The sequence below is a fragment of the Methylocella silvestris BL2 genome, assembly GCF_000021745.1.
GTDB lineage: Bacteria > Pseudomonadota > Alphaproteobacteria > Rhizobiales > Beijerinckiaceae > Methylocapsa > Methylocapsa silvestris.
Genome location: NC_011666.1, coordinates 1,734,457 through 1,761,232, shown reverse-complemented (window position 1 = coordinate 1,761,232; position 26,776 = coordinate 1,734,457). Strand labels below are relative to the sequence as shown.

At 64.0% G+C, this 26,776-nt stretch carries 20 protein-coding genes; 10 read left to right on the top strand and 10 right to left on the bottom strand.

Annotated elements, in window-relative coordinates; genetic code table 11:
- The first annotated feature begins 128 nt into the window (after positions 1-128).
- Complete coding sequence (locus MSIL_RS08300; RefSeq protein ID WP_012590646.1) at positions 129-362, top strand: hypothetical protein; 234 nt, start codon at positions 129-131, stop codon at positions 360-362.
- A 59-nt stretch (positions 363-421) separates the two neighbouring features.
- On the opposite strand, the gene rpoD is transcribed toward MSIL_RS08300, so the two are convergent.
- Complete coding sequence (rpoD, locus tag MSIL_RS08295) at positions 422-2,473, bottom strand: RNA polymerase sigma factor RpoD (RefSeq protein WP_012590645.1); 2,052 nt, start codon at positions 2,471-2,473, stop codon at positions 422-424.
- A 432-nt stretch (positions 2,474-2,905) separates the two neighbouring features.
- Positions 2,906-4,849 (bottom strand): DNA primase, encoded by a 1,944-nt coding sequence (gene dnaG, locus MSIL_RS08285; RefSeq protein WP_012590644.1) that lies wholly within the window; start codon positions 4,847-4,849, stop codon positions 2,906-2,908.
- Positions 4,850-5,057: 208 nt separating this feature from the next.
- Here dnaG and panB point away from each other — a divergent pair, with 208 nt between their 5' ends.
- A complete protein-coding gene (panB, locus tag MSIL_RS08280; RefSeq protein WP_012590643.1) occupies positions 5,058-5,876 on the top strand; it encodes a 3-methyl-2-oxobutanoate hydroxymethyltransferase in 819 nt (272 codons plus the stop codon).
- 134 nt (positions 5,877-6,010) lie between these two features.
- Positions 6,011-7,204, top strand: coding sequence for a serine hydrolase domain-containing protein (locus tag MSIL_RS08275; RefSeq protein ID WP_012590642.1), 1,194 nt, complete (start codon positions 6,011-6,013; stop codon positions 7,202-7,204).
- On the opposite strand, the gene MSIL_RS08270 is transcribed toward MSIL_RS08275, so the two are convergent.
- Positions 7,191-7,643: a GatB/YqeY domain-containing protein gene (locus MSIL_RS08270; protein WP_041368778.1), complete on the bottom strand. Its 453-nt coding sequence runs from the start codon at positions 7,641-7,643 to the stop codon at positions 7,191-7,193. The two genes, MSIL_RS08275 and MSIL_RS08270, sit on opposite strands and share 14 nt — an antisense overlap.
- Positions 7,644-7,887: 244 nt before the next feature.
- Here MSIL_RS08270 and carA point away from each other — a divergent pair, with 244 nt between their 5' ends.
- The 3 genes from carA to MSIL_RS08255 all read left to right on the top strand — a co-directional run bounded on the left by carA (position 7,888) and on the right by MSIL_RS08255 (position 10,970).
- Positions 7,888-9,084 (top strand): glutamine-hydrolyzing carbamoyl-phosphate synthase small subunit, encoded by a 1,197-nt coding sequence (carA, locus tag MSIL_RS08265; RefSeq protein ID WP_012590640.1) that lies wholly within the window; start codon positions 7,888-7,890, stop codon positions 9,082-9,084.
- Positions 9,085-9,381: 297 nt separating this feature from the next.
- On the top strand, positions 9,382-10,233 hold the full coding sequence (gene cysQ, locus MSIL_RS08260; protein ID WP_012590639.1) for a 3'(2'),5'-bisphosphate nucleotidase CysQ: 852 nt from the start codon (positions 9,382-9,384) through the stop codon (positions 10,231-10,233).
- A 149-nt stretch (positions 10,234-10,382) separates the two neighbouring features.
- Positions 10,383-10,970 carry a DUF1134 domain-containing protein gene (locus tag MSIL_RS08255; RefSeq protein WP_012590638.1) on the top strand — a complete coding sequence of 196 codons (588 nt, stop codon included), beginning with the start codon at positions 10,383-10,385 and terminating at the stop codon, positions 10,968-10,970.
- Between the two features lie 29 nt (positions 10,971-10,999).
- On the opposite strand, the gene MSIL_RS08250 is transcribed toward MSIL_RS08255, so the two are convergent.
- On the bottom strand, positions 11,000-11,485 hold the full coding sequence (locus tag MSIL_RS08250) for a peroxiredoxin (protein ID WP_012590637.1): 486 nt from the start codon (positions 11,483-11,485) through the stop codon (positions 11,000-11,002).
- A gap of 273 nt (positions 11,486-11,758) precedes the next feature.
- Between MSIL_RS08250 and MSIL_RS08245 the strand changes: the two genes are divergently transcribed.
- Positions 11,759-15,352, top strand: a complete 3,594-nt coding sequence (locus MSIL_RS08245) for a YhdP family protein (protein WP_012590636.1) — start codon at positions 11,759-11,761, stop codon at positions 15,350-15,352.
- 132 nt (positions 15,353-15,484) lie between these two features.
- Here the strand turns inward: MSIL_RS08245 and MSIL_RS08240 are convergent, their stop codons facing one another.
- The 5 genes from MSIL_RS08240 to MSIL_RS08220 form a co-directional block, all read right to left on the bottom strand.
- Positions 15,485-16,612 (bottom strand): alpha/beta hydrolase family protein, encoded by a 1,128-nt coding sequence (locus MSIL_RS08240; RefSeq protein ID WP_012590635.1) that lies wholly within the window; start codon positions 16,610-16,612, stop codon positions 15,485-15,487.
- A gap of 269 nt (positions 16,613-16,881) precedes the next feature.
- Positions 16,882-18,141: a tyrosine--tRNA ligase gene (gene tyrS, locus MSIL_RS08235; RefSeq protein ID WP_012590634.1), complete on the bottom strand. Its 1,260-nt coding sequence runs from the start codon at positions 18,139-18,141 to the stop codon at positions 16,882-16,884.
- A 67-nt stretch (positions 18,142-18,208) separates the two neighbouring features.
- A complete protein-coding gene (locus MSIL_RS08230; protein WP_012590633.1) occupies positions 18,209-19,831 on the bottom strand; it encodes a PEP/pyruvate-binding domain-containing protein in 1,623 nt (540 codons plus the stop codon).
- Positions 19,828-21,753: a hypothetical protein gene (locus MSIL_RS08225; RefSeq protein WP_012590632.1), complete on the bottom strand. Its 1,926-nt coding sequence runs from the start codon at positions 21,751-21,753 to the stop codon at positions 19,828-19,830. The genes MSIL_RS08230 and MSIL_RS08225 overlap by 4 nt, the downstream gene beginning before the upstream one ends.
- A gap of 111 nt (positions 21,754-21,864) precedes the next feature.
- Positions 21,865-22,464 carry a hypothetical protein gene (locus MSIL_RS08220; protein ID WP_012590631.1) on the bottom strand — a complete coding sequence of 200 codons (600 nt, stop codon included), beginning with the start codon at positions 22,462-22,464 and terminating at the stop codon, positions 21,865-21,867.
- A gap of 151 nt (positions 22,465-22,615) precedes the next feature.
- Between MSIL_RS08220 and MSIL_RS08215 the strand changes: the two genes are divergently transcribed.
- On the top strand, positions 22,616-23,728 hold the full coding sequence (locus tag MSIL_RS08215) for an anhydro-N-acetylmuramic acid kinase (protein WP_012590630.1): 1,113 nt from the start codon (positions 22,616-22,618) through the stop codon (positions 23,726-23,728).
- 97 nt (positions 23,729-23,825) lie between these two features.
- Positions 23,826-24,395 (top strand): carboxymuconolactone decarboxylase family protein, encoded by a 570-nt coding sequence (locus MSIL_RS08210; protein WP_012590629.1) that lies wholly within the window; start codon positions 23,826-23,828, stop codon positions 24,393-24,395.
- A 25-nt stretch (positions 24,396-24,420) separates the two neighbouring features.
- Here MSIL_RS08210 and MSIL_RS08205 read toward each other — a convergent pair whose 3' ends face one another.
- On the bottom strand, positions 24,421-25,110 hold the full coding sequence (locus MSIL_RS08205) for an alpha/beta hydrolase (protein WP_012590628.1): 690 nt from the start codon (positions 25,108-25,110) through the stop codon (positions 24,421-24,423).
- A 424-nt stretch (positions 25,111-25,534) separates the two neighbouring features.
- Between MSIL_RS08205 and MSIL_RS08200 the strand changes: the two genes are divergently transcribed.
- Positions 25,535-26,713 (top strand): cysteine desulfurase family protein, encoded by a 1,179-nt coding sequence (locus tag MSIL_RS08200; protein WP_012590627.1) that lies wholly within the window; start codon positions 25,535-25,537, stop codon positions 26,711-26,713.
- The last annotated feature ends 63 nt before the right edge of the window (positions 26,714-26,776 follow it).

Genomic DNA, 26,776 nt, shown 5'->3' with positions numbered 1-26,776 from the left:
TGAGAGCGGATCCAACAGCGCAGGCGGCCTCTGCCTGCGCGCAGATACGCTTCAATCCCAAATCTTTAACCGCAGAACGGACGCGACGCGGCCAACTACGGGTAACGATAATCCAAGGAGTAAAAATAATGCTCGGACGCCTGATCCCGGCCGCCGCTTTCGGCGCGGCCCTATTCTTTGCCGCCGGTGCGGTCGAAGCCAAGATGATGCAAGTCGAACTGGTGAAACAGCAGGAAGTAACGCTTGCTGACGGCAAGAAGGCGACCGTCTATGTCGTCAAGATGAACGGCCATACGATGGTGGCTATGCCGGAAAGCACCATTCCGGATGCTCTGCATCAACAATTATTCAAGGTTCAGTAGAATCTAAAAAGCATTGCGCGCCGTTATCAGCTTAGACCTGATTGCGGCGTCGCACGCGATTAGTTGTCGAGGAAGCTGCGCAGTTTGCGCGATCGCGACGGATGCTTCAGCTTGCGCAGCGCCTTTGCCTCGATTTGCCGGATGCGCTCACGCGTCACCGAAAACTGCTGGCCGACTTCCTCCAGCGTGTGATCGGTGTTCATGCCGATGCCAAAGCGCATGCGCAGGACGCGCTCCTCGCGCGGCGTCAGCGAGGCGAGCACACGGGTCGTCGTCTCGCGCAGATTGGACTGGATCGCGGCGTCGATCGGCAAAATCGCGTTCTTGTCTTCGATGAAATCGCCAAGATGCGAATCTTCCTCATCGCCGATCGGCGTTTCGAGGGAGATCGGCTCTTTGGCGATCTTCAAAACCTTGCGCACTTTCTCAAGCGGCATGGCGAGCTTTTCGGCGAGTTCTTCAGGCGTCGGCTCGCGGCCGATCTCATGCAGCATCTGTCGCGAGGTGCGCACGATCTTGTTGATCGTCTCGATCATATGGACCGGAATGCGGATCGTTCTGGCCTGATCCGCAATGCTGCGGGTGATCGCCTGCCGGATCCACCACGTCGCGTAAGTCGAGAATTTGTAGCCGCGGCGATATTCGAATTTATCGACCGCCTTCATCAGGCCGATATTGCCTTCCTGGATGAGGTCGAGGAATTGCAGGCCGCGATTGGTGTATTTCTTGGCGATCGAGATGACGAGGCGAAGATTGGCCTCGACCATTTCCTTTTTCGCCTGCCGGGCTTCGCGCTCGCCCTTTTGCACCATATGCACGATCTTGCGGAATTCCTGGATTTCGAGTCCGGTTTCCGTGGCGAGCGCATGGATTTCGGCGAGCAGATCCTTGATCTGATCCTTGGCGGTCGCGACGAAATCACGCCAACCGCGCCCGCCAAGCTTCGAGACGCGCAGCAGCCATTTCGGATCGAGCTCGGAATTCTGGTAATTGCGCAAGAAATCTTCGCGCGTGACCCCGGAGCCCTCGGCCAGCCGCAAAAGCCGCGTCTCGAGTCCGATCAGGCGCTTGTTGATGTCGTAGAGCTGCTCGACCAGCGCCTCGATCCGGTTCGGATTGAGCGACAGCGATTTGACGTCGGTGACGACCTCTTTCTTGAGCGTTTTATATTTGCGCTCCTGCGAGGGCGACAGCGACTCGTTCTTCAGCTTGTTCTCGACGTTCTGGTCCTGCAGCCGGCGCAGCTTCTTATAGGCGTCGGCGACGCGATCAAAGGTGTCGAGCACCTTCGGCTTCAGCTCGGCCTCCATCGCCGAGAGGGAGACGGAATTCTCCATATCGTCTTCTTCGTCGAAGACGTCCTCGGGGATCGGCGGATCTACGCCATCTTCGCCGGCGGGGCGAAGACGCGCGGGCGGCGTCAGCGGCGCAGTGGCCGGCGCGGCCTGCTGCGCGGCGAGGGCCTCGGCGGCGCCGGGAGCAGTCATGTCGATTTTCGGCGTATTGCGTCCGTCCGGGCCCGCGTAGGTCGCCTCGAGATCGATGATGTCGCGCAGCAGAACCTTGCTGTCGTTCAATTCGTCGCGCCAGATGATGATGGCCTGAAACGTCAGCGGGCTTTCGCAAAGTCCAGCGATCATCGCCTCGCGTCCCGCCTCGATGCGCTTGGCGATCGCGATTTCGCCCTCGCGCGACAAAAGCTCGACCGAGCCCATCTCGCGCAGATACATGCGCACCGGATCGTCGGTGCGGTCAGCGGGCTCGGAGGAGCGGACCGTGACGGCTTTCACGGTCGAGGCCTCGACGAGATCGCCGCCTTCGGCTTCCTCTTCCTCGGCGGCTTCCTCGGCTTCGCCTTCTTCCTGCTCTTCGGTCTCGACGACATTGATGCCCATTTCATTGAGCATCGCCAGAATGTCTTCGATCTGTTCCGAATTGACTTCCTCGGACGGAAGCACGGCGTTCAATTCGGCATAGGTGACGAAGCCGCGCTTCTTGGCGGCCTTGATCATCCGCTTGACGGCGGCGTCGGACAGATCGAGCAGGGGGCTGTCCGCGGTCTCGACCACGCCGCCTTCCGCCTCGGTCTTTTCGTTATCCTTCTTCGCCATCATGGTCTCCGCGTTGAGGACCGTTCAAACAGACGTTTCGCGCACAAAGAGGCTGCCGCCGCCGGCGAATTCCGCGGCGAAAGCGCTGGAGCGCGTCGCGTCTGTCGTGAACAGTCCTTCAAGATGAACAGGGCCAGCTTTGGGCCAGCCGTTAAGGTGACATGCGCCATCGATTGCAGCGAGGCGGCCCGCACGCCGATCCAAGCTGCGCGAAAAGATCCTGACGTCCTCGAGATCGCGATGGGTCACCAGATCGTGAACTTTGAAAATTCGTCAACCCTGAAGCGCACACATGATCTTTTTGTTTTCGCCGACGCTCGTTCCAAACAGCCGCGCGCCGCCAAACACAAACCAGCGCCCGAAGCTCGCTATGAGTTTCGGGGGTTTGCCCCTTCTATATGAAGAAAAACGCACGAGTCAAAGACCCGAGCGTCACAAGCTCCCGCTTTGGCGCCCGGAAAGCGCCCCAAACCCCTCGACCGTGGCCTCCGTTCCGCCCAAAGCATTAAGGTCCTCGCGGATGGCCTTGAGGCGCGCGAGATTGACGTCGGTCATATCCCGCTCGAACGCCTGCTGCGCGGCGCGGAGGTCCTTATTTAAGCCGCGCTCCTTGTGGTGCAAGGTCAAAGCCTGCTTCAAAACCTCATCGGCGTCCGCTTCGGCGGCGTTTTCCTTCATATACCAATGCGAGGCATGGGCGGCGAAGGCGTCGAGCCGCGCCAGCACGGCCCCAAATCCCTCCTCCTGCGCGAAGGCGCGCGCGCCGGCCGGATCGAGCGGCGCCGAACTGACCTTGTCGATAAGCCGATCGCGCAGAACGCCGGCGTCACGGCCGGAAAATTCAATATCGGCGATGTCTTCCAAATGCTGCTCGATCAGGCCCGGATGGCTGATCAAAATCAACAAGATAAGGGCCTCGCGCGGGGGCAGGCCGGAGGCGCCGGAGCGCATCATCAGCGCGGATCCCGCAAGGCTCGGGCTTGCGGTAAGCCGGACGGGCGCCGCGTCGGCGGTTTGGAAGCCGTCGCGCCCCGGTCCGAATCCGCGCCGCGCGCCTTGCGCGGGCCGGGAGCCCTCGCGCCAGGGCGCTTTGACGGTGCTGCGCTGCGGCGCGAAGAGGGATTGCCGGCGCTGGCGGAACTCGTCCCGATAGTAGCGCCGCAGAGTTTCGTCGCGGATCTCCTGGGCGATCTCATCAAGCCGGCGCTCGAATCCCGCGCGCCGTTCGGGCGTTGAAAAATCCGCGCCTTCGGTCTCGCGGCGCCAGATCAAATCGGCGAGCGGCAGGGCCTGCGACAAAACGTCCGCCATGGCATGAGGGCCGGCCGAGCGGATCAGATCGTCCGGGTCCTGGCCTTCGGGCAGCAGCGCGAAACGCAGCGAGCGGCCGGCGCCGATCAGCGGCAGGGCCATGTCGATCGCGCGATAGGCCGCCTTGCGGCCGGCCTTGTCGCCGTCGAAACAGAGGATCGGCTCCGCCGTCATCTGCCACAAAAGCTCGGCCTGATCCGGCGTCAGCGCCGTGCCGAGCGGGGCGACCGTCTCCGCAAACCCGGCTTCGGACAAAGCGATCACATCGACATAGCCCTCGACGACGATGATTCGATCCGAGCTATGCGCAGCCGTCCGCGCGCGGTGGTGATTGAACAGCACGCCGCCCTTGTGAAACAGCGTCGTTTCCGGCGAATTCAGATATTTGGGCTGCGCCTCGGCGCTCAGCGCCCGGCCGCCAAAGGCGATCGGCCGGCCCGAGCGGTCGCAGATCGGGAAGATGATGCGGTCGCGGAAGCGGTCATAGGGGACGGCGATATCCTCGCCATGGATCAAAAGACCGGCTTCGATCATGGTGTCGCGCGCGACGCCCTTGCCGGCGAGGTGGTCGCGCAGGGCGAATTTGTCGGCGGGCGCATAGCCGATGCGGAAGTTTTTTTGCGCCTCAGCGCTCAGCGCGCGCCCGGTGAGATAATCGCGGGCCTTGCCGCCGGACGGCCCGGCGAGTTGCGCGCAGAAAAAATCCGCGGCCAGCCCGAGCGTCTCATGCAGGCCGGCGCGCTTTTGCTCCTGCGCCTCGGCTTCCGGCGAGGCCTGCGGCAGCGGCACGCCGGCCTCGGCGGCGAGCCGCTCGACGGCCTCGCGGAACGACAGGCCCTCGGTCTCCATGACGAAGTCAAAAATATTGCCGTTCTTGCCGGCCGACAGGTCGAACCAGGCCATTTTCTGGTCGTTGACGAAAAAGGACGGCGTCTTCTCCGTATTGAACGGCGACAGCCCTTTCCACTCGCGTCCGGCGCGAATCAGCTTGACGCGCCGGCGCACGACCTCCGAGACCGGAAGCCTCGCCTTGACGTCATCGAGGAAGCTTGGAGAAAAGCGCATGGTCAATGTCCAAAGGCGCAGAACGGGGCGAAGGATCAAGCCGGATCGCGCTTTTCCCCACAGATCAAGATGCCGGTTCGAACGTCTGCGACTTTTCGGGATCATATCAGGCGCAGCGGAATCATGATTTAAGATCGCGCAAAAGGGCGCGGCGACGTTGCTCCGCCGCATGATTGCGGCGTGTTGAACCTGCGAGGCACGGCTGGCGATGAACAAAAGCGCACGATTTTTCGAAATGAAGCGGCGCGGCGAACCCATCGCCGTGCTGACCGCCTATGACGCGCCGACCGCTCGCGCCGAGGCCGAGGCCGGCGTCGATGTCATTCTCGTCGGCGACAGCGTCGGAGCCAATGTGCTTGGCTATGCGAGCGAGCGCGAAGTGACGCTTGCCGACATGCGCCATCATGTCGCCGCCGCGCGGCGCGGCGCGCCGGACGCCGTGATCATCGGCGATCTGCCGTTTGAAACTTATGGCGGCCCCGAGATCGCCATCGCCAGCGCGCGCGCGCTGATCGGCGCGGGCGCCGACATCGTCAAATTCGAGGGCGCCGACGTTGCGGTCCTGAAAGCGCTTACCGACGCGGGGATCGAGGTCTGCTGCCACTTGGGCCTTGAGCCGCAAACGCATGCCGACAAGCGCCTCAAGGGCCGCTCGGCGCAAGATGCCGCAAGACTCCTCGCCGACGCGATCCGTCTCGACGAGGCCGGCATGAAAATGCTGGTGCTGGAAATGATCCCCGAGGAGGTGGCGGCGGAAATCACCCGGGCCGTCCGCGCCCCGACCATCGGCATCGGCGCCGGCCGCCGGACCGACGGGCAGGTGCTGGTGATCACCGATGTTTTGGGCTTTGGCGCGCGGAATTTCCGCCACAACCGCCGCTATCAGGAGGTCGGCCGGCTGATGCGGGAGACGGCCGCGGCCTATGTGCGCGACGTGCATGACGGCGGCTTTCCGGCCGAGGAAAACCTGGTTCACATGACGCCCGAGGAGCTTGATCTTTTCATGGCCGCGCGCGCCCATGTCTGAATGCAGGCCCAAGTCTTAAGGCCGTTTTGCGCGCGAAACCCGCTTGACGCCAGCTTCGGTTGGTTGACGCCGCACGGCCTCAAGATGACTTTACCGCCCGTGCAAGGACGCGGGAGCGTTGGGTGGGGGAAGCAATGCCGGAGTTTTACGAGCCGAGCCGAAGCGATCTTTTGAATCTCGTCAGGCTCTATTTCAAGACGCAGCCGAAAGGTCTTGGCATTGCGGCGGGATGCGCCAGCCCCTCTTTCCCCGAGGGTCGAATGTTTTTCTTCGGCAATGTGCAAAACCAGTTCGGCCAGGATCTCGCGCTCGACCCGCATACGCCGTTCGAGATCGCCTCGGTGTCAAAGACATTCACCTCGACGCTCTACGTCGACGCGCTCCGCAGTCTCTCCGGCGACGATACGCTCGCGATCTACACGGCGCCGAGCGGGCTGCTGCCGATCAGCCCGAAGCTCGGCAAGATCACGCTCGACAGCCTGATGAGCTACAGCTCCGGCCTGCCGGCGGATAATCTTCCCGGGCCGACCGATTTGCCGCCGTTTCTGCCGCAGCCCTATTCGCAGATGGCGATGCTCAATTATCTCAACGCCGCGCCGCCGGCGCTCGTCGGGCTCAACGAGCAATATCTCTATTCCAATCTCGGCTTCGCCCTGATGGGCGCAATCCTGTCCGGCGACAGCCTCGAACTCCGCAGTTTCACCGATCTCGTCGCCGAAACGCTCTTCCAGCCGCTCGGCATGAAATCCTGCTTTTTCGACTGGGCCTCGCTGGAGCGCCTCCCTCAAGGCTTTAACTACGACTACTCCGTCAAGCCGAATTTCTCGGCCGTAACGCCGGGTTGGCCTCTGTTTCCCGCCTATTTCGGCGCCGGGGGCATCGTCGCCTCGGCCGCCGACATGCTGCAATGGCTGCTGTTCAACATGGGCCTGATTTCTAACGATCTATCGCCCACCCTGGCGGCGACGCAATCGGCGGCGACGACGGTCAAATGGGGCGATCAGAGCCTTGGCCTTGGCTGGTTCCTGAGCCCTGCCGCCGGGAACTTTCCCGCCACCGTTTGGAAAGACGGCGATCTCGACGGCTTCCGATCCTATATTGCGTTTACAGCAAGCAATCAGCCGGGCGTCACAGCCGCCAACGCCGGCGCCTTTGTGATGATCAACGCCCTTGGAGTCACGGTCGATCAAACGAACTCCGGCCCCGATCTCGCCGTGGCGCTGACCAACGATATTATCAATTTGATTCTCGGCCAAAGCATTCCCGAGGACAAATCATCCTATCCGGGCACACTCCGCGGCCGCAGCCGCCTCGTCACGCCGCGTTGAGCTTCGCCTTGACGCCGGCGCTGGCCTTGGCGAAATCCATCCGCCCGGCATATTTCGCCTTGAGCGCGGCGACCACCTTGCCCATGTCCTTGATCGAGGCAGCGCCGGTCTCGGCGATGGCCGCAGCAATGGCGGCCTCGACCGCGCTGTCATCGAGCGGTTCGGGCAGAAAGCTTCGGATCACGGCGATCTCTCCGCTCTCCTGCTGCGCCAGGTCGTCGCGGCCGGCTTTTTCATAGATTTCGAGCGATTCCTGGCGGCTTTTGACCATCTTTTGCAGCAGCGCGAGGATATCGTCGTCGCTGACCGTCTTGCCAAGGCCGCGCGCCTCGATGTCCTTATCCTTCAGCGCCGCCGTGATCATCCGGATCGCCCCGACGCGGACCTTGTCGCCGGCTTTCATCGCTACTTTGAGCTCGCTCGTAAAATCTTCCCGCATCGACATGGTCGTTAACTTTCCAAAAACACCGGCAAAAACCGCCACAAATTGACGCGAGGGGCCCTTCCCTCTAATTTTGCGCCGGTCGAAACCCCACATGGATTTCGAGCCCCTGGCCGCGCAAGGCGCCTTATGCGCCAGACTGAGAAGCGCGCGACTCTCGTCAGGGGTTCGACCAAATCAAACAGCGCGAGCGATCCCGCCGGGACGTCATCGCTCTCAGGCGCATGGGTGTAAAGCGAGCATGATTTTGGATCAAGACAAAGCGCCGACCCCCGTTTGGCCGGCTCCGCGCCCGACCGCCCTTCTGGTGCTTGCGAACGGCCTTGTGCTTGAGGGCGTCGGCCTGGGGGCGACCGGCGAGGCGGTCGGCGAGGTTTGCTTCAACACGGCGATGACCGGCTATCAGGAAATCCTGACTGACCCCTCCTATGCTGGCCAGATCGTCACCTTCACCTTTCCTCACATCGGCAATGTCGGGGCCAATGACGAGGACATCGAAACCAGCAATCCGGCCGCCGCCGCCGGCGTGCGCGGCGCCATCGTGCATGCGCCGATCACGGGCCCGTCAAATTACCGCTCGACGCGCCATTTCGACGGCTGGCTCAAAAGCCGCGGCATTATTGGCCTTTGCGGCGTCGACACGCGGGCGCTGACCGCGCTGATTCGCGACAGCGGCATGCCGAATGCAGTGATCGCCCATTCGCCCGACGGCGAATTCGACCTTGAGCATTTGAAGCGGCTCGCGGCGCAATGGCCCGGCCTCGAAGGCATGGATCTCGTGCCGAGCGTCGCCTCGACGCAGCGTTACGAATGGAGCCAGACCCCCTGGACGCAGGCGAACGGCTATGGCTCCGCCGAGGGCGGCAAGTTCAAGGTCGTCGCCATCGACTATGGCGTCAAGAGCACCATCCTGCGGCTCCTCACCGACGCCGGCTGCGACGTCACCGTCGCGCCCTCGACCGCGACGGCGGCGGAAATCCTCGCGCTGAAGCCGGACGGCATCTTTCTGTCGAACGGTCCGGGGGACCCGGCCGAGACCGGCAAATACGCCGTTCCGGTCATCAAGGCGCTGCTCGACGAGAAAATCCCGACCTTCGGCATCTGCCTCGGCCACCAGATGCTGGCTCTCGCCCTTGGCGGGCGAACCGTCAAAATGCGCCAGGGCCATCATGGCGCGAATCATCCGGTGCAGGACTTCACCACTGGAAAGGTCGAGATCGTCTCGATGAATCATGGCTTTGCGGTCGACCCTTTGAGCCTTCCCGAAAATGCGCGCGAGACGCATCGCTCGCTGTTCGATGGCTCCAATTGCGGTTTGGAGCTGACCGACCGGCCGGCTTTTTCGGTCCAGCATCATCCCGAAGCCTCGCCCGGCCCGCGCGATAGTCATTATTTGTTCCGCCGTTTTGCCCAGATGATGGAAAAGTCAGCGGGTTAGAGAAATATTAATCAGATTTAACAATTCTTGGCCGCCAAAATTCAAGCGGTTGAATCTCTTGAGCTTTGAGGCGGAATTGATCTGCTGACCGGCGGCGATAGTGAGCGCGGCCCCCCACGAAAGCCGCCTCTGCCAGCCCCTGCGCGAAGTTGTGATTTCACGAATATTGCCTGATTGTTAAATAATTTGCGTCTTACTTTATTTTGCGGCGCGCCGTTCCTACGTTACTGTGATGCTCGGAACCGCGCCGCGCCGATCGTCGCCAAAAAACGCGGTCGGGCGGAACCTGGAAATTTCATGGCTTTCGAAATTAATTCCATTGTCGACGCAGGGCCAAACGAGGGCCCACTGGACCGGGACGCAGCCGCCGAGATTTTCGCCGAAATCGCCGTCGAGGCGGCGATCGCTGTGATGTCGGTCTACACGTCGGACGCCCACGCCCGCCATAAGCCGGACAAAAGCCCCGTCTGCGACGCCGACGAATATGCCGAGGCAATTATCCTTGAGCGCCTCGCCGAGCGGCTCCCCGCCTATCCCGTCCTCGCCGAAGAAGCTTCCGCTCACGGCAAGAAGACGGTCGAAGGCGCAAGCTTCATTCTCGTCGATCCGGTCGACGGCACACGCGAATTCCTGCAACACAGCGGCGAATTCACGATCAACATCGCTCTCATCGTCGATGGCGCCCCGGTCGCCGGCGTCGTCTACGCTCCTGCGCTCGGGCGGATCTGGATCGGCGGAGCTGTCGCGACAAGCTGCCTCGTCGAGCCCGGCGCGCCGCTGCCGCCGCCCGCGGAGCGCCGCGCCATCCATGTCCGCACAGCGCCCTCGCATGGCCTGACCGCGCTGGCGAGCCGCTCGCATCTTGACGCGGAGACGGAAGCCTTCCTCGCCAGCCTGCCCATTCACGAGCGCCGGGCCGCCGGCTCCTCGCTGAAATTCTGCACCGTCGCCGAGGGCGACGCGGACGTCTATCCGCGCTTCGGCCAGACGATGGAATGGGACACGGCGGCGGGCGACGCCATTTTGCGCGCCGCCGGCGGCATCGTGCTCGATGGCGAGCGCCACCCGCTGCAATATGGCAAGGCCGGACGGCAGTTCCGCAACGGACCGTTCATCGCCTGGGGCGATCGCAACGCCATTCGCCCGTAGGAACGCGGACTTCGTTCGCTCCGCTTCGCCCCCGGGGTGAGGCGGATCTGACGCGTTTCCAACATCCTCAACGGTTCGTTAACCCTCTTGCCGCAATGCTCGCTATAAGAGCGCAGCGTTTGGCGCGAGGATAGGCGCGGAGGATCGACATGCGGTCGCGAAGGGAGTTCACCCAAAATCTCGCCGCCTTGGCGGGCGCCTCATGGATCGGGGTCGGCGGGGCCGCTTTCGCCAATCCGGGGTCTGAGCGGCCGGCCGAATATTCGCCTGACGACATTGTCGCCGACGGCCATAAATTCTTCGGCTCGATCTCGCGCGGCCTCGCCCAGGCCGTCGAGTCGGCGACGCAGCGTTGGGGCAAGCCGAACGGCTATATCCTTGGCCAGGAAGCGGGAGGCGCCTTCTTCGGCGGTCTGCGCTATGGCGAAGGCGTCATGCATACCCGCAATGCCGGCGACCTGCGCGTCTTTTGGCAGGGGCCGTCGCTTGGGCTCGACGCCGGCGCCGACGGCGACCGCACGATGATGCTCGTCTACAATCTGCCCTCGACCAATGCGATCTTCCGCCGCTTCGGCGGCGTCGACGGATCGGCCTATCTCGTCGGCGGCTTCGGCGTCACTGCGCTGATCAACGACGATGTTTACGTCGTGCCGATCCGCTCCGGCGTCGGCGCGCGGCTGGGATTCAACGTCAGCTATCTAAAATTCACCCCGGCCTCGACCTGGAACCCGTTCTGACGCCCTGACCTTGATCTGCGGCCTGCCGTTCAGGGCAGCGCCTTTGCCGCCGCCAGCACGGCCTCGGCGTGTCCCGGCACCTTCACCTTCGACCAGATCTGCGCGATGACGCCCTGCCTGTCGATCAGCAGAGTGGTGCGTTCGACGCCCATATATTTGCGTCCATACATGCTCTTTTCGACCCAGACGCCATAGGCGCCGAGCATTGCCTTGGATTCGTCCGAGGCGAGATCGAGGCCGAGCTGGTGCTTTGTCTTGAACTTTACGTGACTTGCCACCGTATCCGGCGAGACGCCAAGGATCGCGGCGCCGGCCTTTTCGAACTCCGGCTTCAGCTGATTGAAATCGATCGCTTCCTTGGTGCAGCCCGAGGTGTCGTCCTTCGGATAGAAATAGAGCACGAGTTTGCGCCCTTTGAAGCTTTGCAGCGAGATCGGCTCACCGCGATCGCCGGGAAGCTTGAACTCCGGCGCAGCCATTCCCGGCTCGCATTTTCCCCCTGCCGCGCGCGTCATGCCGCCTTCCTTTCGTCGCAATGGACCGCCATCGATCTTTCCTCAATCTGAAAACAAAATTGCTAGAGCCGCGAGCGCGCCGCAGTTGATAAATCAGAGGCTTCCCGGAGCCGAAGCCGTATCATTACGCCGCCCCCGCATTGTCGCGCGTCGCGGGCGGACGCGGTGACGGACGAGGCGTTTCATGACGGCGAACCAGCGCTTCACGGCAAGCGTTGGCTTCGACAGTTTTCCTATAATCGCGTAGCATCGAAGTTTCCAGCTTCAGCTTGCATGAAAGGCCGCGAGCGGTTGGTCGAACAGCGTGAGGACTCGCCAGAGCGCGCCGTCCCGGACAAGCCGGCAGAGTTCCCGGCCGGCGTCGATCTGCCTCGGCTGAAAATGCGCGGCCGGTTGCCCGTGTTTGCGCGCTCCTGCGCTTATGTCGCCGCCTCCCTGCTCGCCATCTTCGTCACCGCGGGCGTGTTCCTGACCGTCCGGCTTGCGCAGGGGCCCATGGCGATCGACGCGCTGGGCTCCAGCATCGCGCAGGCGCTCGATCAGCGTTTTGGTCACGGCTATGATTTTGCCTTCGGCCAGACGTCCATGCTGCAGCGCGGCTATGCGCCGACGCTCGGCGTCGACCGGCTCGTCGTCAAGGACCAGTCGGGACGGACGCTGCTCAGCGCGCCGCGCGCCGAGGTCTCGGTCGATCTCCTGTCGCTCGTCGCCGGCAAGGTCGCGCCCAAAAGGCTCGAAATTTTCGATGTCGAAGTACGGCTGGCCCTGCTGCCGGACGGCTCGATCGCGCAGCTCGCCGGCGCCGGGTCGGACGACGCCATTGCAATCACCCCGCCGCTCGCCGAATCGCTGCGGCGGGAGGCGATCCCGGCCGCCGCGGCGCCAGAACCGGCGGTCCCCGGCGGGGCGCCCGCCGCCGAGCCGCCCGCGCAGCCAAAGCCGCGCGCGCTGCTCGTCAAGCAGCTGTCCTCGGCCATGCGTCTCGTCATTGACGCTTTGACCAGTCCGGACAGCCAGATCGCCGCCGTTGATCGTGTGGGGATCACGCGCGGGCGCATCGTCGTCGACGACCGCACCTCCAATCAGAAGATGACCTTCGACGGCGTCAATCTCGCCTTCGACAAGACCGACGCTGGCACACGTTTCACCCTGTCGGTCGACGGCCCGAATGGGCGCTGGTCGGCGAGCGGGCTCGCCAGCGGACAGCCAGGCGCCGACCGTCGGCTGACGTTCTCCTTGGAGAATCTGTCGATCGACGAAATTTTGCTCGCGACCGGCGTGCGTTCGATTGGGGCGGATTTCGATATGCCCCTGTCGGCGCATGTGAATGTGGGGCTGCGCGCCGACGGCGTGCTGTCGGAGGCGGTCGCGACTTTCGGCCTTGGCTCCGGCTATCTGCGCTTCGACGATCCGAACGATGAGCCGATGCTCGTCGATGAGATCAAGGGCGGCGTCCATTGGGACGGCGGCCAGCGGCGCATCGTGGTCGATCCGGTGCGGCTGGTCGCCGGACAATCGCATGGCGCGGTCTCCGGCTTCATCGCGCTGCCGCAGCGCGAGGGCGACGCCTGGACCTTCGAACTCGGCGCGCCGGAGCCTCTGGTCGCTGCGCCCGAGCGTCCGGGTCAACAGCCGGTCGTCCTCGATCTTGCCGCTCTGACGGCGCGCCTCTTCCTCGCCGACAAGAAATTCATCATCGACAAATTCGTTCTCGGCGGCCCGCAGGCGGGCTTCTCCATGACCGGCGATGTCGACTGGACCAATGGGCCGCGAGTGCGCCTCGGCGCCTCGATCGATCCGACGCCTGTTTCGGTCGTCACTCGCCTCTGGCCGTCCTTCATGGCCGCGCCGATCCGCAATTACCTGCTCGATCATGTCAAGGCGGGCGTCATTCGGCAGGGCTCGATGCGGCTTGACTTCAACGCCGCCGACATCGAGTCGATGCGCAACGAGCATTCGCCGCCGGACGAGGCTCTGCTGGTTGATTTCACCGTGTCCGGGGGAAGCGTCGAATTCCTGAACGGCGCGCCGCCCTTGACCGGGGTCGACGGCGTCGGACATGTCACCGGCCGCAGTTCGACTTTTACGACGACAAACGCCGGCGTCGTCGAGGCGGGCGCCGGCCGCATCTTGACGGTTGCGCCGGGCGGGTCCTTCCATATTCCCGATTCGGAGCAAAGACCTGTTCCGGCGGCGATCGTCGCCAATATCTCAGGCGCCGTCGAGGCGGTCAGCGAACTCTTGTCGCGGGACGCGCTAAAACCATACGCCAGCCTGCCGCTCGATCCGGCGACCTTGCGCGGACAGGTCGACGGCCGGCTCGAGGTCGATCTGCGGCTCGGCCCAAAAATGGGACCGGCCGACACCAGCCTGAAAATCAACGCCACCGCCTCCAATTTCACCGCCGAAAATATTCTCGGCAAAGAGCCGCTCGATGCAGCCACCTTGAGCATCATCGTTGACTCGACGGGGCTGAAGGCGAGCGGGCAGGGCAAGATGTTTGGCGCGCCGGCGACCGTCGAGCTTGCGCAGCCCGCCGGCAAGCCGGCTTTCGCCAATGTGCATGTCCTTGTCGACGACGCCGCCCGCGCTCGGCAGGGACTTGGCGGCGTTCCGGGCGTGACCGGCGTGATCGCCGCCGCGATCAGCGCGCCGCTCGGCGCGGGTCCCAACATCAAAGCGGAGGTCGATCTCGATTTGAGCCGCGCGGCGATCGACTGGCCGGGCGCCTCGAAGCCTTTGGGGCGGCCAGGCAAGGCTAAATTCGCGCTGATCGTGACGGATGGGCAAAGCGTGCTCGACCAGATCGCTTTCGACGCGGGGACGATCCAGGCGCGCGGCCAGATCGAGCTTGGCGCCGATCAGTCGATCCAGTCGGCGAAATTTCCTCAAGTGAAATTTTCGACCGGCGACGACGCCAGGATGGAGGCCTTGAAGGTCGGCGAAACGCTCAAGGTCGTCGTGCGCGCCCAGTCGATCGACGCGCGGCCGTTCCTCAAGACTCTGCTCGCCTCGTCGGCCGATTCAACGCCCGCCCCCGGCGCCGCGGGAGGATTGCCGGCCGCCGGCGCGTCCGCCTCGGCGATCAAGGAAATCGATCTCGATGTGAAATCCTCGCTGCTCACCGGCTACAACAAGCAGGTCTTGAGCGGGCTTGAGCTGCGCATGCTGAAACGAGGCGATCAGTTCAAGCAGTTATCCTTCGCCGGCCGTTTCGGCCGCGATACCGTCTCGGGCAATCTTGCCGGGCCCTCGAGCGCTTCGCAGCTGACGATGCTGTCCGACGACGCTGGATCATTGCTTCTATTCACCGATCTCTACCGGCATATGGAGCGGGGGCGCCTGCAGGCCGATATGCAGCTTGGCCCGGCGATGTCGGGCACGCTCGTCATCAATTCCTTCGTGCTGCGGGACGAGCCGGCCCTGCGCCGTCTCGTCGCCGAAAGCGCTCCCGCGGGCGACGCCGCCGACAAGTTGCGCAACATCGACGCCGGCGCGATGGCGTTCAATCGTCTGCAGGTGCGGTTCGATCGCGCCGGCACCAGGCTGCAGCTCCATGACGGCGTCATCAATGGCGAGGCGATCGGGCTCACGGTTGACGGCTGGCTCGATTTCGCGCGCGACTCGGTCGATATGAAAGGCACCTTCGTGCCGGCCTATGCGGTCAATAATCTGTTCTCGAAAATTCCCGTCGTCGGCCTCATTCTCGGCGGCGGCGCCAACGAAGGGCTGATCGGCGTCAATTTTCGCGTCGAGGGCAGCATCAGCGCGCCTACGCTCAGCATCAATCCGCTATCGGCCATCGCGCCCGGAATTTTCCGGCAGATTTTCGGAGTCGGGCAGCATATACCGGGCCCGGGGCAGTAACGCCTCTCCCCTCCAACTTATGACGCCGGCCGCGCCTGAGCCTTTGTGTCTGCGAGGCCGGCCGCAACCCGCATACTCTGCGATGATGGAGGCGGCCTGTTAACAGGCCGCCTGTTTTGGGTATGCTGCGCCTCAGTTATCCGACGCGTTGCGGTTCTTCCCGACAAGCGCCCTACCGTGATTCTGCTTCACATTCTTGTCGATCCAGTCGAGAACATAGTCTGCTATTTCCAGATTGTTCCTGTCCTGCATCAGCATGTGGCTGTTGCCGTGAAGTCCGATTTGCGGGAGTTGCACCAGTGTTGCTTTTCCTCCGGCGGCCTTCAGCTGCTGGACGAAGGTCTGGCAGCCCTGCAGGGCGGACGACCACAGCGAAGCTGAGATGGGCGAGCCGGTGAGATGATCGCCGAACATAATGAGCGTCGGTATCTTCGCCAGCGTCTTGATCTGGGCGCCATTCAACGGGGAGCAAACGCCCTCGATCGAGATGACGCCTTTGACGGCGGAGCTGTTCACGAGCGCCGCCTGTTCGGGGAAAAAGCCCGACTCTGAATGGCCGACGAGGACGGCGCCGCCGGCGAGGATGGCGAGGTTCGCCATGTTCTGGTAAGTCGGATTGGGCGTCGGCAAGGTCGCGTTGAGATCGGGGATCACCTGATTGCCGAAATCGCTTAACGATTCGACCGGGAATTGCTCGTCCGCGAAGGGCGTCGGATAGGCTGGTCCAAACCGGAAAAGATCCCAAGCGGACACGCGGCCGAAAAGGAAGACATTTGGCAGAGCGGTCGCCGGTTTTTGGCCAAGCTTGACCTCGTTGATCGTCGTCGCGTCAAAGCCCGATCGCGCGCGCGACGATTGGTCCGGCAGATAGACGGCATGATTGTTTCGCAGGAAATATTCGGCCCAGCCCATGCGGCCATCCGGCGTGTCCTCCCATGTTTTCGCCGTCAGACAACAGCCATGCAACAGCACGATCGGGATGTTGCGCGCGCTTTTCATCGGGACCTGGAACTGAACATACATCTGATTGACTTTGATGTAGTCCGAGTTCGAATATCCAAATCCGCCTGGCCCGCTCGTCTGTCCGGAAATCGCGTCGCTGAATTCGGTGTCGCCGCCGACGAAGAAGCTGCCCTGGTCCTTGAGGATCAGAGGCCCTCCGATGTTGTTGTTCGCGGCTTGTGCGGAGGTCGTCAGCGCCAGCGCGCTCGCCAGCAAAGCCGCGGCTCCAATTTTCAGAGCTAAGGTTTTCTGCGTCATGTTGTCCCCCCTCGTACGCCGATTGATGTCGGCTGCTCTCAAGGCGGCCATCGATCCACATGCGATCGACGGCGGGGACGAATCTACCAACAGCATTCAGCAAAGTTCTTCCATGAACTTCCGCCAACTATAAGAAAATGGATATTATTCGCCATGACAGGCCGTAAATTGACTCTGTCATTGATGTATTGCTCAGGCGACGTTTGAACTCTGATCGGACAAACGGAATAGTCTATTGGACGTATTCTCGCCGAGCTCTACTCTGAGCGTCAGACAAGCTTCAGCAGCACATGCCGTTTGCGGCCGAGCGAAAGTTTAATGACGCCGCTGGCGACGTCGCCTTGTTGAAGCGCAGCCCGCTCGTCCGCGACGGGCGCGTCATTCACCCGCAATCCGCCGCCTTTGATCTGGCGGCGCGCCTCGCTGGTCGAAGCCACCAGCCCGGCCTTGACGAAGGCGGCGAGAACGCCAAGCCCCGCCTCGATCTCCGCGGCGTCGATGTCGATCGAAGGCAGGCTTTCGGCGAGCGCGCCTTCCTCGAAGGTTTGGCGCGCGGCCTCTTCGGCGAGCAGCGCGGCCTCGCGCCCATGCGCCATGCTGGTGGCTTCCGTCGCGAGAATTTTCTTGGCTTCGTTGATCTCGGCGCCACCCAGGGATTCGAGCCGGACGGTTTCGTCGAGCGGCAATTCTGTGAACAGCTTTAAAAAGCGCCCGACGTCGCGATCCTCGCAATTCCGCCAGAACTGCCAATAGTCGAATACCGGCAGCATGTCCTCGTTGAGCCAGACCGCCCCTTGCGCCGTCTTGCCCATTTTGGCGCCGGACGCCGTGGTCAGCAGCGGCGAGGTCAGCGCATAGAGCTGCGGGGCGCCTAACCTGCGTCCAAGATCGAGGCCGGTGACGATATTGCCCCATTGATCGGAGCCGCCCATCTGCAGCACACAGCCATAACGGCGGTTGAGCTCGACGAAATCATAGGCCTGCAGGCACATATAGTTGAATTCGAGGAAGGACAGCTCCTGGTCGCGTTCGAGCCGCAGCTTGACAGAGTCCATCGCCATCATGCGATTGACCGAGAAGTGCCGTCCGACGTCGCGCAGGAAGTCGACATATTTCAGCGCCGTCAGCCATTCCGCATTGTCGACCATAAGCGCTTGCGTCTTTCCGTCGCCGAAGGCGATGAATTTGGAAAAGACGCTGGCGATGCCAGCCTTGTTGGCCTCAATCGTCTCAAGCGAGAGGATCTTGCGGCTTTCGTCCTTGCCGGAGGGGTCGCCGACCTGCGTCGTGCCGCCGCCCATGAGCGCAATCGGCTTGCCGCCGGTTTTTTGCAGCCAGCGCAGCATCATGATCTGCACGAGCGAGCCGACATGCAGCGACGGCGCCGTGCAGTCGAAGCCGATATAAGCGACAAGTTCGCCCGACTGCGCCTTGGCGTCGATGCCCTCGAGGTCGGAGCATTGATGCACATAGCCGCGCAGGAGCAGCGTCTGCAGGAAATCGGAGCGGGGGCGAAAATCTTCGGACATGGCGCTGTCCGTAGCGTGGCGCCGCGCGCTTATCAAGCCGGGTGCGGCTCGCTGCGCCGCGGCGGGCTCAGCTCGCCTTTCGCGCTTCGCGCCAGGAGGCGATTTCGGCGAGCTCGGCGTCCGGGCGCTCGATCACGATTTCCCGCCGCCCAAGGAAAATCTCGCCGCTCGATCCGTCGAGCGAGAGGAAATCGCCTTGGCGGACGACGTGCTCCCCGAGCCGCGCCTCGTGCAGCGCCGGGTCGACGCGCAGCGCTGCGCAGCCGACGAGACACACCTTGCCCATTTGCCGCGCCACCACTGCGGCGTGGGCGGTTCGCCCGCCCGTCGCCGTGAGAACGCCGGCGGCGGCGGCAAAGCCCGCTATATCGTCAGTCGCAACGTCCGGCCGCACGAGAATGACGGGATCGCCCGCGGCCGCCAGCTCCTTGGCGCTTTCGCTGTCGAAGGCGGCGCGCCCGCTGGCGACGCCCTGCGCGGCCGCAGTCGCATGCGCGACCGCTTCGGCAGAGCCGACAAAGCGCTGCTCGCCGAGGGCTGCAAGATCAATCCCCTCGATGCGCTGCAGCGCGGCCGCCGCGTCGATGACGCCCTCGCGCTTCAGATCGGCGGCGATGCGCACGGCCGCCAGCGGCGCGCGTTTCGCCGCACGGGTTTGCAGGAAAAAGAGCTTTCCTTCCTCCACGGTGAATTCGATATCCTGAACGTCCTTGAACTCGGCCTCCAGCCGCGCCGCCGCGAGGCCAAGCTCCTGCGCGACCTGCGGCAGACGCGCCGCCAGAAGCGCGGCGTCGCCCGGCGTGCGCCGCCCTGACACAACGTCCTCGCCCTGCGCGTCGAGAAGGAAGTCGACGTAAAGCTCTTTCGCCCCGGTCGAGGGATTGCGCGAGAAAGCGACGCCCGCGCCCGATTGTCCGCCAGCGTTGCCAAAGACCATGGCCTGAACGGTCACGGCCGTCCCTTGCAGTCCTTCCAGCGCGTTGAGCCGGCGATATTCCCGCGCCTTGGGGCTGTCCCAGGAGCGATAGACGGCGCGGGCGGCGCCGGCCAATTGCTCGAACGGATCGTCGGGCAGAGGCGCCTCGCATTCGCGCGCGGCGATCGCCTCGAAATCCTTGACGAGCCGCTCCAGCGCCTCGCAATCGAGCTCAGCTTCGTTCAAAGCGTCCTCTTCGCCCATCATGGCCGCGAGGCGCTGCGCCAGGGCGGACGGATCGACGCCGCCGACGACCTCGCAATAACTTTCGATGAAGCGGCGGCGGCTGTCGAAGGCGAGCCGCGGGTTGCCGGTGAGGCGGATCAGGCCGCGCAGCGTCGCAGCGTTGAGGCCGACGTCAAGGACGGTTTCGAGCATTCCCGGCATCGAGCGTTCGGCCCCGGAGCGCACCGAGACGAGCAGGGGCCGGCGGGCGTCGCCAAAGTGTCGTCCCGTCGCCTGTTCGAGAAAGGCGACGCCCGCGCGCAGCCCTTCGTCAATGGCCCGCAGCGCGGGCGCCTCGCCGGCGTTGGCCGGCGCGCACAGGGCCGTCGGCAGGACGAAGGCGGGGGGGACCGCGAAGCCAAGCGCATTCATGCGCCAGAGCATCGCGGCCTTCGAGCCCAGCTCTCTTGCGCCGAAATCTTTGGCGGCGGCCTCGTCCCCCGTCCCGGCGGCGCCGATGAAGATTGGCTCAAAACTTTGCTGGATCATGCAGATAACTCCTTCAGGACATGATCGCGCAGGGCCAGCGCCGCATGAGCGAGATGATCGGTTGAGGCCTCAATCATGCGCGCGACTTCGAGCCGCAGCGTCAGGCCGCGCGCGTCGAGGCTTGCCGCGCCGAAGCAGGCGCGCATCGCCTCGCGCAGGGCGGCGTCGGCGCGATGTTCGGCGTCGAGCACGGCGTCGATCGAACGCAGCGCGTCTGTGGCGTCAGCGCGCTGGCCGGCTGGCGCAAGCATCGCCGCCTCGCTGGCCCGGATGAGATGGCTGAAGCTTTCGAGCCCGATGCCGGCGAGCGTCGAAAGCTCGGCTTCCGCCGCGCCCGCCGCTTCTTTCTCGGGCCGAAGACTGATCAGGAAGGCGCATTCATCGAGCGAGTCCATGGCGTTCTCGACCGCATTGACGAGACGCAGCAGACGGTCGGCGCCGCTCAGGCGGCCCGCTATTTCGCGCGCGGAAACTGTCAGCGCATCGGCCTTTTTTTCGAGGAGGGCGGAGCGGGCGGCAAGGCGGCGCCAGTCCGCCGCGCCGCCGGACGTCATGTCGGCGACCCAGCCGGCCAGCATGCGGGAGAGCCCGAGATGGCGCACGACCAGTTCGAGAAGGGTCGCCTCGGCGCTTTGAAATCTTTGCGAAAGATCGGCCTGGATTTCGTCGCGGATCAGTCGCGCCGATCGGCCGGCGGAAAGGCCAAGGCTCGACCGCCGAAGAACCTCGCGCAGGAAGTCGCGCGTCGCCATGCGGCCGAGCGCGTCGTCAAGGCGGGCGCCATAGGGGATGCGCCCTTCGGCGACTTTGCGGACCGAATCGAAGACGAGGTCCGCGCCGCCGAGTTCGAGAAAGGCGCGATGGCCGAACTCATGGCGCGCGGCGAAGGCGAGCAATTCGGCCGCGGCCTCCTTGCCGGTAAAGATCTGGAGCGCCTTGCGCGCTTTGTTCCAGTCGATCAGGAAGACGAGCCGCGCGCCGAGCGCTTCAAGAAAGCCCAGCAGCGCCGGTTCGGCGCCGGAAAAGCGGCCGGTCAGCAGATAGAAGACGTCCTCCTCGCCGACGCCCCGCGACTCATGTTCGGTCAGCGGACTGAATTCGACGTCCTGTCCGGCGAACAGCCCGATGAAGAATTTGGCGCGGATCCGGTGCACGTCCGTGTAGGTGACGGCGACGCTCTGACCCTCGACGTGAACGACGAGAACATGGGCGTCCGTGGTGCCGATATCGTTCTGGATCGTCAGCGAGGCTCCGGTGCGCACGGCCGTCGTGCCAAGCCCCGGATGGCCGAAGGCGAGCGCGCGCGTGCGATTGACGCCGCGCATGAAGGCGGCGATCCGCACGCGGTCCTGCGGCGTCGCGCCATGGGCGCTGGCGCCGTCGATGGTCTCGGGCGCGCTCGCCGCCGCAATCGCGTTGATCGCCTTGTGCAGATCCATGACCAGGAGATGCAGGCTGTCGCCCGCCTCGCGCCGGCCCGAGGTCATGGCGGAGATCTTGTCGGCGCTGACGGCGTCGCCGTCCGGCCCTGCGAGGGAAGCGCCGAGCCGTTCGAGCCTTGCGGAGAAACTGGCCGCCGCAGTCGGGTCGGCGGCCTCGACCGGCGCCAGCATGGCGGCAAGGTCGGGCTTTATCCCGGCGATAAGGGCGCCGGCGCCGGGCGCGAGGATGGCGCCGGCGTCGATGGCTTTTGCGCCCGAGACGATGGCGTCGAATTGGGCCTCGCCGAGCCCGGCCGACTGCCGTTCGGCGGCGAATGTGGCGGGCCGCTCGTGCGGGTTGCGCGCCTGCGCCAACGCCTCCTGCAACAGGCTGAAGCGGAGCTTGATTCGGTCGTTCGCCTGGAGCGCCTCGCCGATCAGGGACGGCAGTAGAAGTCCGCGTTCGCCAAGCCTTGCGGCGATAGCGCTCTTGCCAGTCATGTCGCGTTTCTCTTTCCGGTGGAGAGAAACGCACTATAGACCGAATAAGGATCGCTGCCTTGCGGTTAATCAGTCATAAAACTGACATGAATACTGCGCGCGTGCGCGACTCTAATAGGGTATTCCGCTCATTCGTTCGACATCAGGAACGATCTTGCCGGCGGCCTTCGCGCGCACCTCGTCGCCGCCGCGCAGGGTCTCGCCAATAAGCGTCACCGCCCGCGGATCGATGACGAGGGGGGGACCTTTAGGGGCGGCTTCGATGGCTTTGCCGGCGACATCATAGAGCGACTCGTAAAAATCGCCGGTTTTTGTCATTTTCTCGCCCGTCAGCATTCTGTAAATCGTCTCCGCGATCCAGGCCGTCGCCTCATTGTCGGCGCGCCGGACCAATCCGCCGGGATGGGCGAGATCGATGATCGCATGGGTGCATTCATGGACGATCAGCGCGCGGCTCTCGTTGGTCGCGTAGAAGCCCGGGTCACGGCTCTTGAAGCGCAACGTATCTGTTTTATCGTCATATTCGCCATTGGCGCTCGGATCGACGGTTCCGAACCGGATGTCGACGCTGCATCGGTTGATGAGGTCGGCGAGATAGCGGTAATGATAGCCCATGATCGACATGCCGGCGGCCACGAAGGCGATTTTCCGGCATGGGGTTGAATTCAGAACATCAAGGACTTTGACCCGGAGCATGAATTCGTCGAACATCGTCCTCTCCTCGACCGGCGCGCTATCTGGCCAATATCGTTGGTATGGGTGAACGTTGCGGTGCGCCGCGGCACGGCTCCAAGGCGCGAGCGGCCCGCCATCTTGAATTAGCCCGAAGGACCAGACCGAAAATGTCCGTAAAGGATCCGCAATGACTGTCACAGCCATCGGCCTGATGAGCGGCACGTCGATGGACGGCGTCGACGTCGCCCTGATCGAGACGGATGGGGAAGGCCAGATTCGCCTCGGCGGCGTGAGCGCGTTTCCCTATGCGGAGGCGGACCGCGCCTTATTGCGGCGCGCGCTCGCCGACGCCGCAACGCTCGGCGACCAGCGGGCGCGTCCGGGCTCGCTTGTCGAGGCCGAGGCAATGATTACCGACCGGCACGTCGCTGCGGTCAAGCGCTTCCTCGAAATCCAGCATCTCGAGCCGGCGGACATAACGGTCATCGGCTTCCACGGGCAAACCGTTCTGCACCGGCCGCAAAGCGGGCTCACTGTCCAGATCGGCGACGGCCCCGCGCTTGCGCAGACCCTTGGAATCGACGTGGTGCATGATTTCCGCGCTGCCGATGTGGCGCAGGGGGGGCAGGGCGCGCCGCTCGTGCCGGTGTTCCATAGCGCCCTCGCCGCCGCCGCCGGCTTCGAAAAGCCGGTTGTCGTCATCAATATCGGCGGCGTTTCCAACATTACCTTCTGCGCGCCCGGAAACACGCCGATCGCCTGCGACGCCGGCCCCGGCAACGCCCTTATCGACGATCTCATGCTGTCGCGCACCGGCGAGGCGATGGACCGCAACGGCGCCGCGGCGGCCGAAGGCGACATCGACGAAAAAATCCTGGAAGAGCTGCTGGATCATCCGTTCTTCGCGCTGCCGGCGCCAAAATCGCTCGACCGCAACGCCTTCTCGGCAGCCCCGGTCGCTGACCTTTCCACCAACGACGCGGCGGCGACCTTGACCGCCTTCACAGCGGCGGCCATCGCCCGCGCGATCGCGCTCATGCCGCAGCGGCCGGAACTCGCCGTCGTCTGCGGCGGCGGCGCGCGAAATGCGACGCTGATGCGCGAACTGGCGCGCCGTCTGCCGTGCAAGGTCGCGACGGCCGAGACGCTCGGCTGGTCGATCGACGCCATGGAAGCGCAGGCCTTCGCCTATATGGCGGTGCGGAGCCTGAAAAATCTCGCAATCACCTTTCCGACCACCACCGGCGTCGCCGCGCCGCTCGCCGGCGGCGAGATCGCGCGCGCCGCGACGGGTCACTAATCGAAGCTGCGGCTGTGCGGCGCCATGGAATCGATAAGATTTTGGGAAAGACTGCGTTGGCTTCCCGATTCGGCGGGGAGCGCCGTCAGGAGTTGCCATGCGTCTTCCGTTGATACCCCCGTCAGACCTCACGCCTGAACAACGCGCGCTCTACAACGACATGAGCGAAGGCATCGCCGCCAATTTCAAGGGATTCATCGCCGTGCGCGAGGACGGCGCGCTTGTTGGGCCGTGGAATCCCTGGCTGCATGAGCCGGCGTTCGGCAAGGCGAGCTGGGATCTCGTCAAGGCGCTGGCAAGCAATCCGTCGCTCCCGAAAAATGTGCGCGAGGTCGCGATCCTGGTGACGGGCGCGCATTTCCACTCAGCCTATGAGCTCTACGCCCATGTGCTGGTCGGCGAATTGCGCGGCCTCTCGGACGAAAAGATCGCCACCATCGTCGCCGGTCAACGGCCGGGCGACCTCACGCGGCAGGAAGCGATCGCCTATGACGTCGCGAGCGCGCTAGTCGGCGGCGGCGTCCTGCCGGAAATCGTCTACAACGTGGCGGTCGAGGCGTTTGGCCAGCATGGCGCGGCCGAACTCTCCTATCTCGTCGGGCTTTATTGCCTCGTGTCGGTCACGCTCAACACCTTTGACGTGCCGATCCCCGAGCCAAGCAAATAGGCGCGCCGGGCCGCCAGGGACGAAGCTAGCGCTTCTCGGCGACGTCGCTGCGCGTCGGCGTCGGCAGGCGTGGCGGATTGCCAAGGCGCCGGTCGAGATAGATGCCGACTTCCTCGATCAGCGGCTCGACGCGATTTTCGAAGAAATGATTGGCGCCCGGAATCACCGCATGCTCGATTAAAATGCCCTTTTGCGTCTTCAGCTTCTCGATCAGCGCAGTGACTTCCTTCAGCGGGGCGACGCGGTCCTGATCGCCATGCACGAACAGGCCGGATGAAGGGCAGGGGGCGAGAAAGGAGAAATCGAAACGGTTGGCCGGCGGGGCGATGGAAATGAAGCCTTCGATCTCGGGCCGGCGCATCAGCAATTGCATGCCGATCCATGAGCCGAAGGAAATGCCGGCGATCCAGCAGGCGCGCGCTTCGGGATTGACCGATTGCGCCCAGTCGAGCGCTGCGGCGGCGTCCGACAATTCGCCCTGGCCATGATCGAAGCTGCCCTGGCTGCGCCCGACGCCGCGGAAATTGAACCGCAGCACGGCGAAGCCCCGCTCGGCGAAAGCGTAATAAAGATTATACACAATCTGATTGTTCATCGTCCCGCCAAATTGCGGGTGCGGATGCAGAATGATGGCGATCGGCGCGCCGCGAACGGTCGATGGATGAAACCGTCCTTCAATTCGACCCGCTGGACCATTGAACATAACTTCTGGCATTTTATCTCCGTAATAACTCCGTGAGGGCGCGGCTTGCGTGAGGCTTGTCTTGGCGAGCGCCGCGCCTCGTCTTGACTTCCCGGTCGCGCGCCTTCTAGTGAATTGTGCTCAACAATCGCCGCGGCGGTCTGATGCCGGCCCCCTCGAATCCGGGGACTGGCCGCGCGTCGCCTTTGGCCGATCGGTGCGCCGCGCCAAAGACCCGATAATGGCTCGCGACCGGATCGGCGCCCGAGCGCGTTTGACGAAGATAGGGCGTCCTGTCTTTAGCGCGCGTCTTGTCTCAATTCGCGCGGCGTCTGCGATCGCTGGGGTATGATATTGACCGTCGCCGGCCTTTCTAGCACGTCCGGCCGGACGGATTGCAAGCACTTTGAAGGGTTTCCGCTCCCCGACGGGCGGTTCATGTTTGGGATGACGGGCTGTGCCGCCGATCCGCGCCTATCTCGATCATAATGCGACGACGCCGCTGCGCCCGGCGGCGCGCGAGGCGATGCTGGCCGTGCTCGACCGGCCGGGCAACGCCTCCTCCGTTCATGCCGAGGGCCGCGCCGCGCGCGCGCTGATCGAAAACGCCCGGATCGCGCTTGGCGGTTTTATCAACGCGCCGCCGAAAGCGATCGTGTTCGCCTCCGGCGGCACCGAGGCGCTCAATCTGGCTTTGACGCCGACGCTTCGACTCGGAGCGACCGGACCTTTCGACATGCTGCTGGTCGGCGCCGGCGAACATGCCGCGGTCCTTTCCGGACATCGATTTGCGCCGGAGACTGTCGCAATCGCGACATTAACGCCGGGCGGCGTGATCGATCTTGAGGAGCTGGGCCGGACCTTGCGGCAGAATCAGGGCCGGCGAATCCTGCTGGCGCTGCAGGCGGCGAACAATGAGACCGGCGTCATCCAGCCCGTCGCCGCCGCCGCCGCGCTGGCGCATGCCGCAGGCGGCGCGCTCATCTGCGACGCCGTGCAGGCGGCCGGCAAGATCGATTGCGACCTCGCCCGCCTCGGTGCGGACGCCATTGTCGTGTCGGCGCATAAGTTTGGCGGCCCGCAGGGCGCGGCGGCGCTTTGCTTCAGAGAGGAGACTTCCCATATAGGGGCGACGATGGTTCGCGGCGGCGGTCAGGAGCGCGGCTTTCGCGGCGGCACGGAAAATGTCGCGGCGATCGCAGGGATGGCGGCGGCGCTCGGGCCCGCGCGGGAGGCGGTCGAGCGATCTGACCAATTGGCGTCCTGGCGCGACGAGATCGAGACTGAAATCGCACGGTTCGCGCCGGACGCAACGGTTTTCGGACAGGGCGAGGAGCGCTTGCCGAACACGAGCTGTTTCGCGATCCCGGGCGTCGAGGCACAGCTCTTGCTCATGAGGCTGGATATCGAGGGCGTCGCCGTATCCTCAGGGTCCGCGTGTTCATCCGGAAAGGTGAAGCGGTCCCATGTTCTGACGGCGATGCGCGTCGCGCCGGATTTGGCGCGCGGCGCTATCCGGGTCAGTCTGGGCTGGGATTCGACGAAGGCCGATTGCGCGACGTTCGTCGGGGCGCTCGAAAATGCGGTCCGAGCCGTCAAGGCGAGGACGCTGCGGGCGTCTGGTCAAATGGCGTGAACGCGAAAGGCGCGACCCGCTGAAGACGGCGGCGAGCGCGCGGTCTATAGTCGAAGTCTGAAC

Coding starts and splice junctions, on each gene's coding strand:
- MSIL_RS08300 (WP_012590646.1), top strand. CDS start 129: ATGCTCGGACGCCTGATCCCGGCCGCCGCTTTCGGCGCGGCCCTATTC.
- MSIL_RS08220 (WP_012590631.1), bottom strand. CDS start 22,464: ATGTTCGACGAATTCATGCTCCGGGTCAAAGTCCTTGATGTTCTGAAT.
- MSIL_RS08255 (WP_012590638.1), top strand. CDS start 10,383: ATGCGGTCGCGAAGGGAGTTCACCCAAAATCTCGCCGCCTTGGCGGGC.
- MSIL_RS08210 (WP_012590629.1), top strand. CDS start 23,826: ATGCGTCTTCCGTTGATACCCCCGTCAGACCTCACGCCTGAACAACGC.
- MSIL_RS08225 (WP_012590632.1), bottom strand. CDS start 21,753: ATGACTGGCAAGAGCGCTATCGCCGCAAGGCTTGGCGAACGCGGACTT.
- dnaG (WP_012590644.1), bottom strand. CDS start 4,849: ATGCGCTTTTCTCCAAGCTTCCTCGATGACGTCAAGGCGAGGCTTCCG.
- cysQ (WP_012590639.1), top strand. CDS start 9,382: ATGGCTTTCGAAATTAATTCCATTGTCGACGCAGGGCCAAACGAGGGC.
- MSIL_RS08250 (WP_012590637.1), bottom strand. CDS start 11,485: ATGACGCGCGCGGCAGGGGGAAAATGCGAGCCGGGAATGGCTGCGCCG.
- panB (WP_012590643.1), top strand. CDS start 5,058: ATGAACAAAAGCGCACGATTTTTCGAAATGAAGCGGCGCGGCGAACCC.
- MSIL_RS08240 (WP_012590635.1), bottom strand. CDS start 16,612: ATGACGCAGAAAACCTTAGCTCTGAAAATTGGAGCCGCGGCTTTGCTG.
- rpoD (WP_012590645.1), bottom strand. CDS start 2,473: ATGGCGAAGAAGGATAACGAAAAGACCGAGGCGGAAGGCGGCGTGGTC.
- MSIL_RS08275 (WP_012590642.1), top strand. CDS start 6,011: ATGCCGGAGTTTTACGAGCCGAGCCGAAGCGATCTTTTGAATCTCGTC.
- MSIL_RS08230 (WP_012590633.1), bottom strand. CDS start 19,831: ATGATCCAGCAAAGTTTTGAGCCAATCTTCATCGGCGCCGCCGGGACG.
- MSIL_RS08205 (WP_012590628.1), bottom strand. CDS start 25,110: ATGCCAGAAGTTATGTTCAATGGTCCAGCGGGTCGAATTGAAGGACGG.
- MSIL_RS08215 (WP_012590630.1), top strand. CDS start 22,616: ATGACTGTCACAGCCATCGGCCTGATGAGCGGCACGTCGATGGACGGC.
- MSIL_RS08245 (WP_012590636.1), top strand. CDS start 11,759: ATGAAAGGCCGCGAGCGGTTGGTCGAACAGCGTGAGGACTCGCCAGAG.
- tyrS (WP_012590634.1), bottom strand. CDS start 18,141: ATGTCCGAAGATTTTCGCCCCCGCTCCGATTTCCTGCAGACGCTGCTC.
- carA (WP_012590640.1), top strand. CDS start 7,888: ATGATTTTGGATCAAGACAAAGCGCCGACCCCCGTTTGGCCGGCTCCG.
- MSIL_RS08270 (WP_041368778.1), bottom strand. CDS start 7,643: ATGCGGGAAGATTTTACGAGCGAGCTCAAAGTAGCGATGAAAGCCGGC.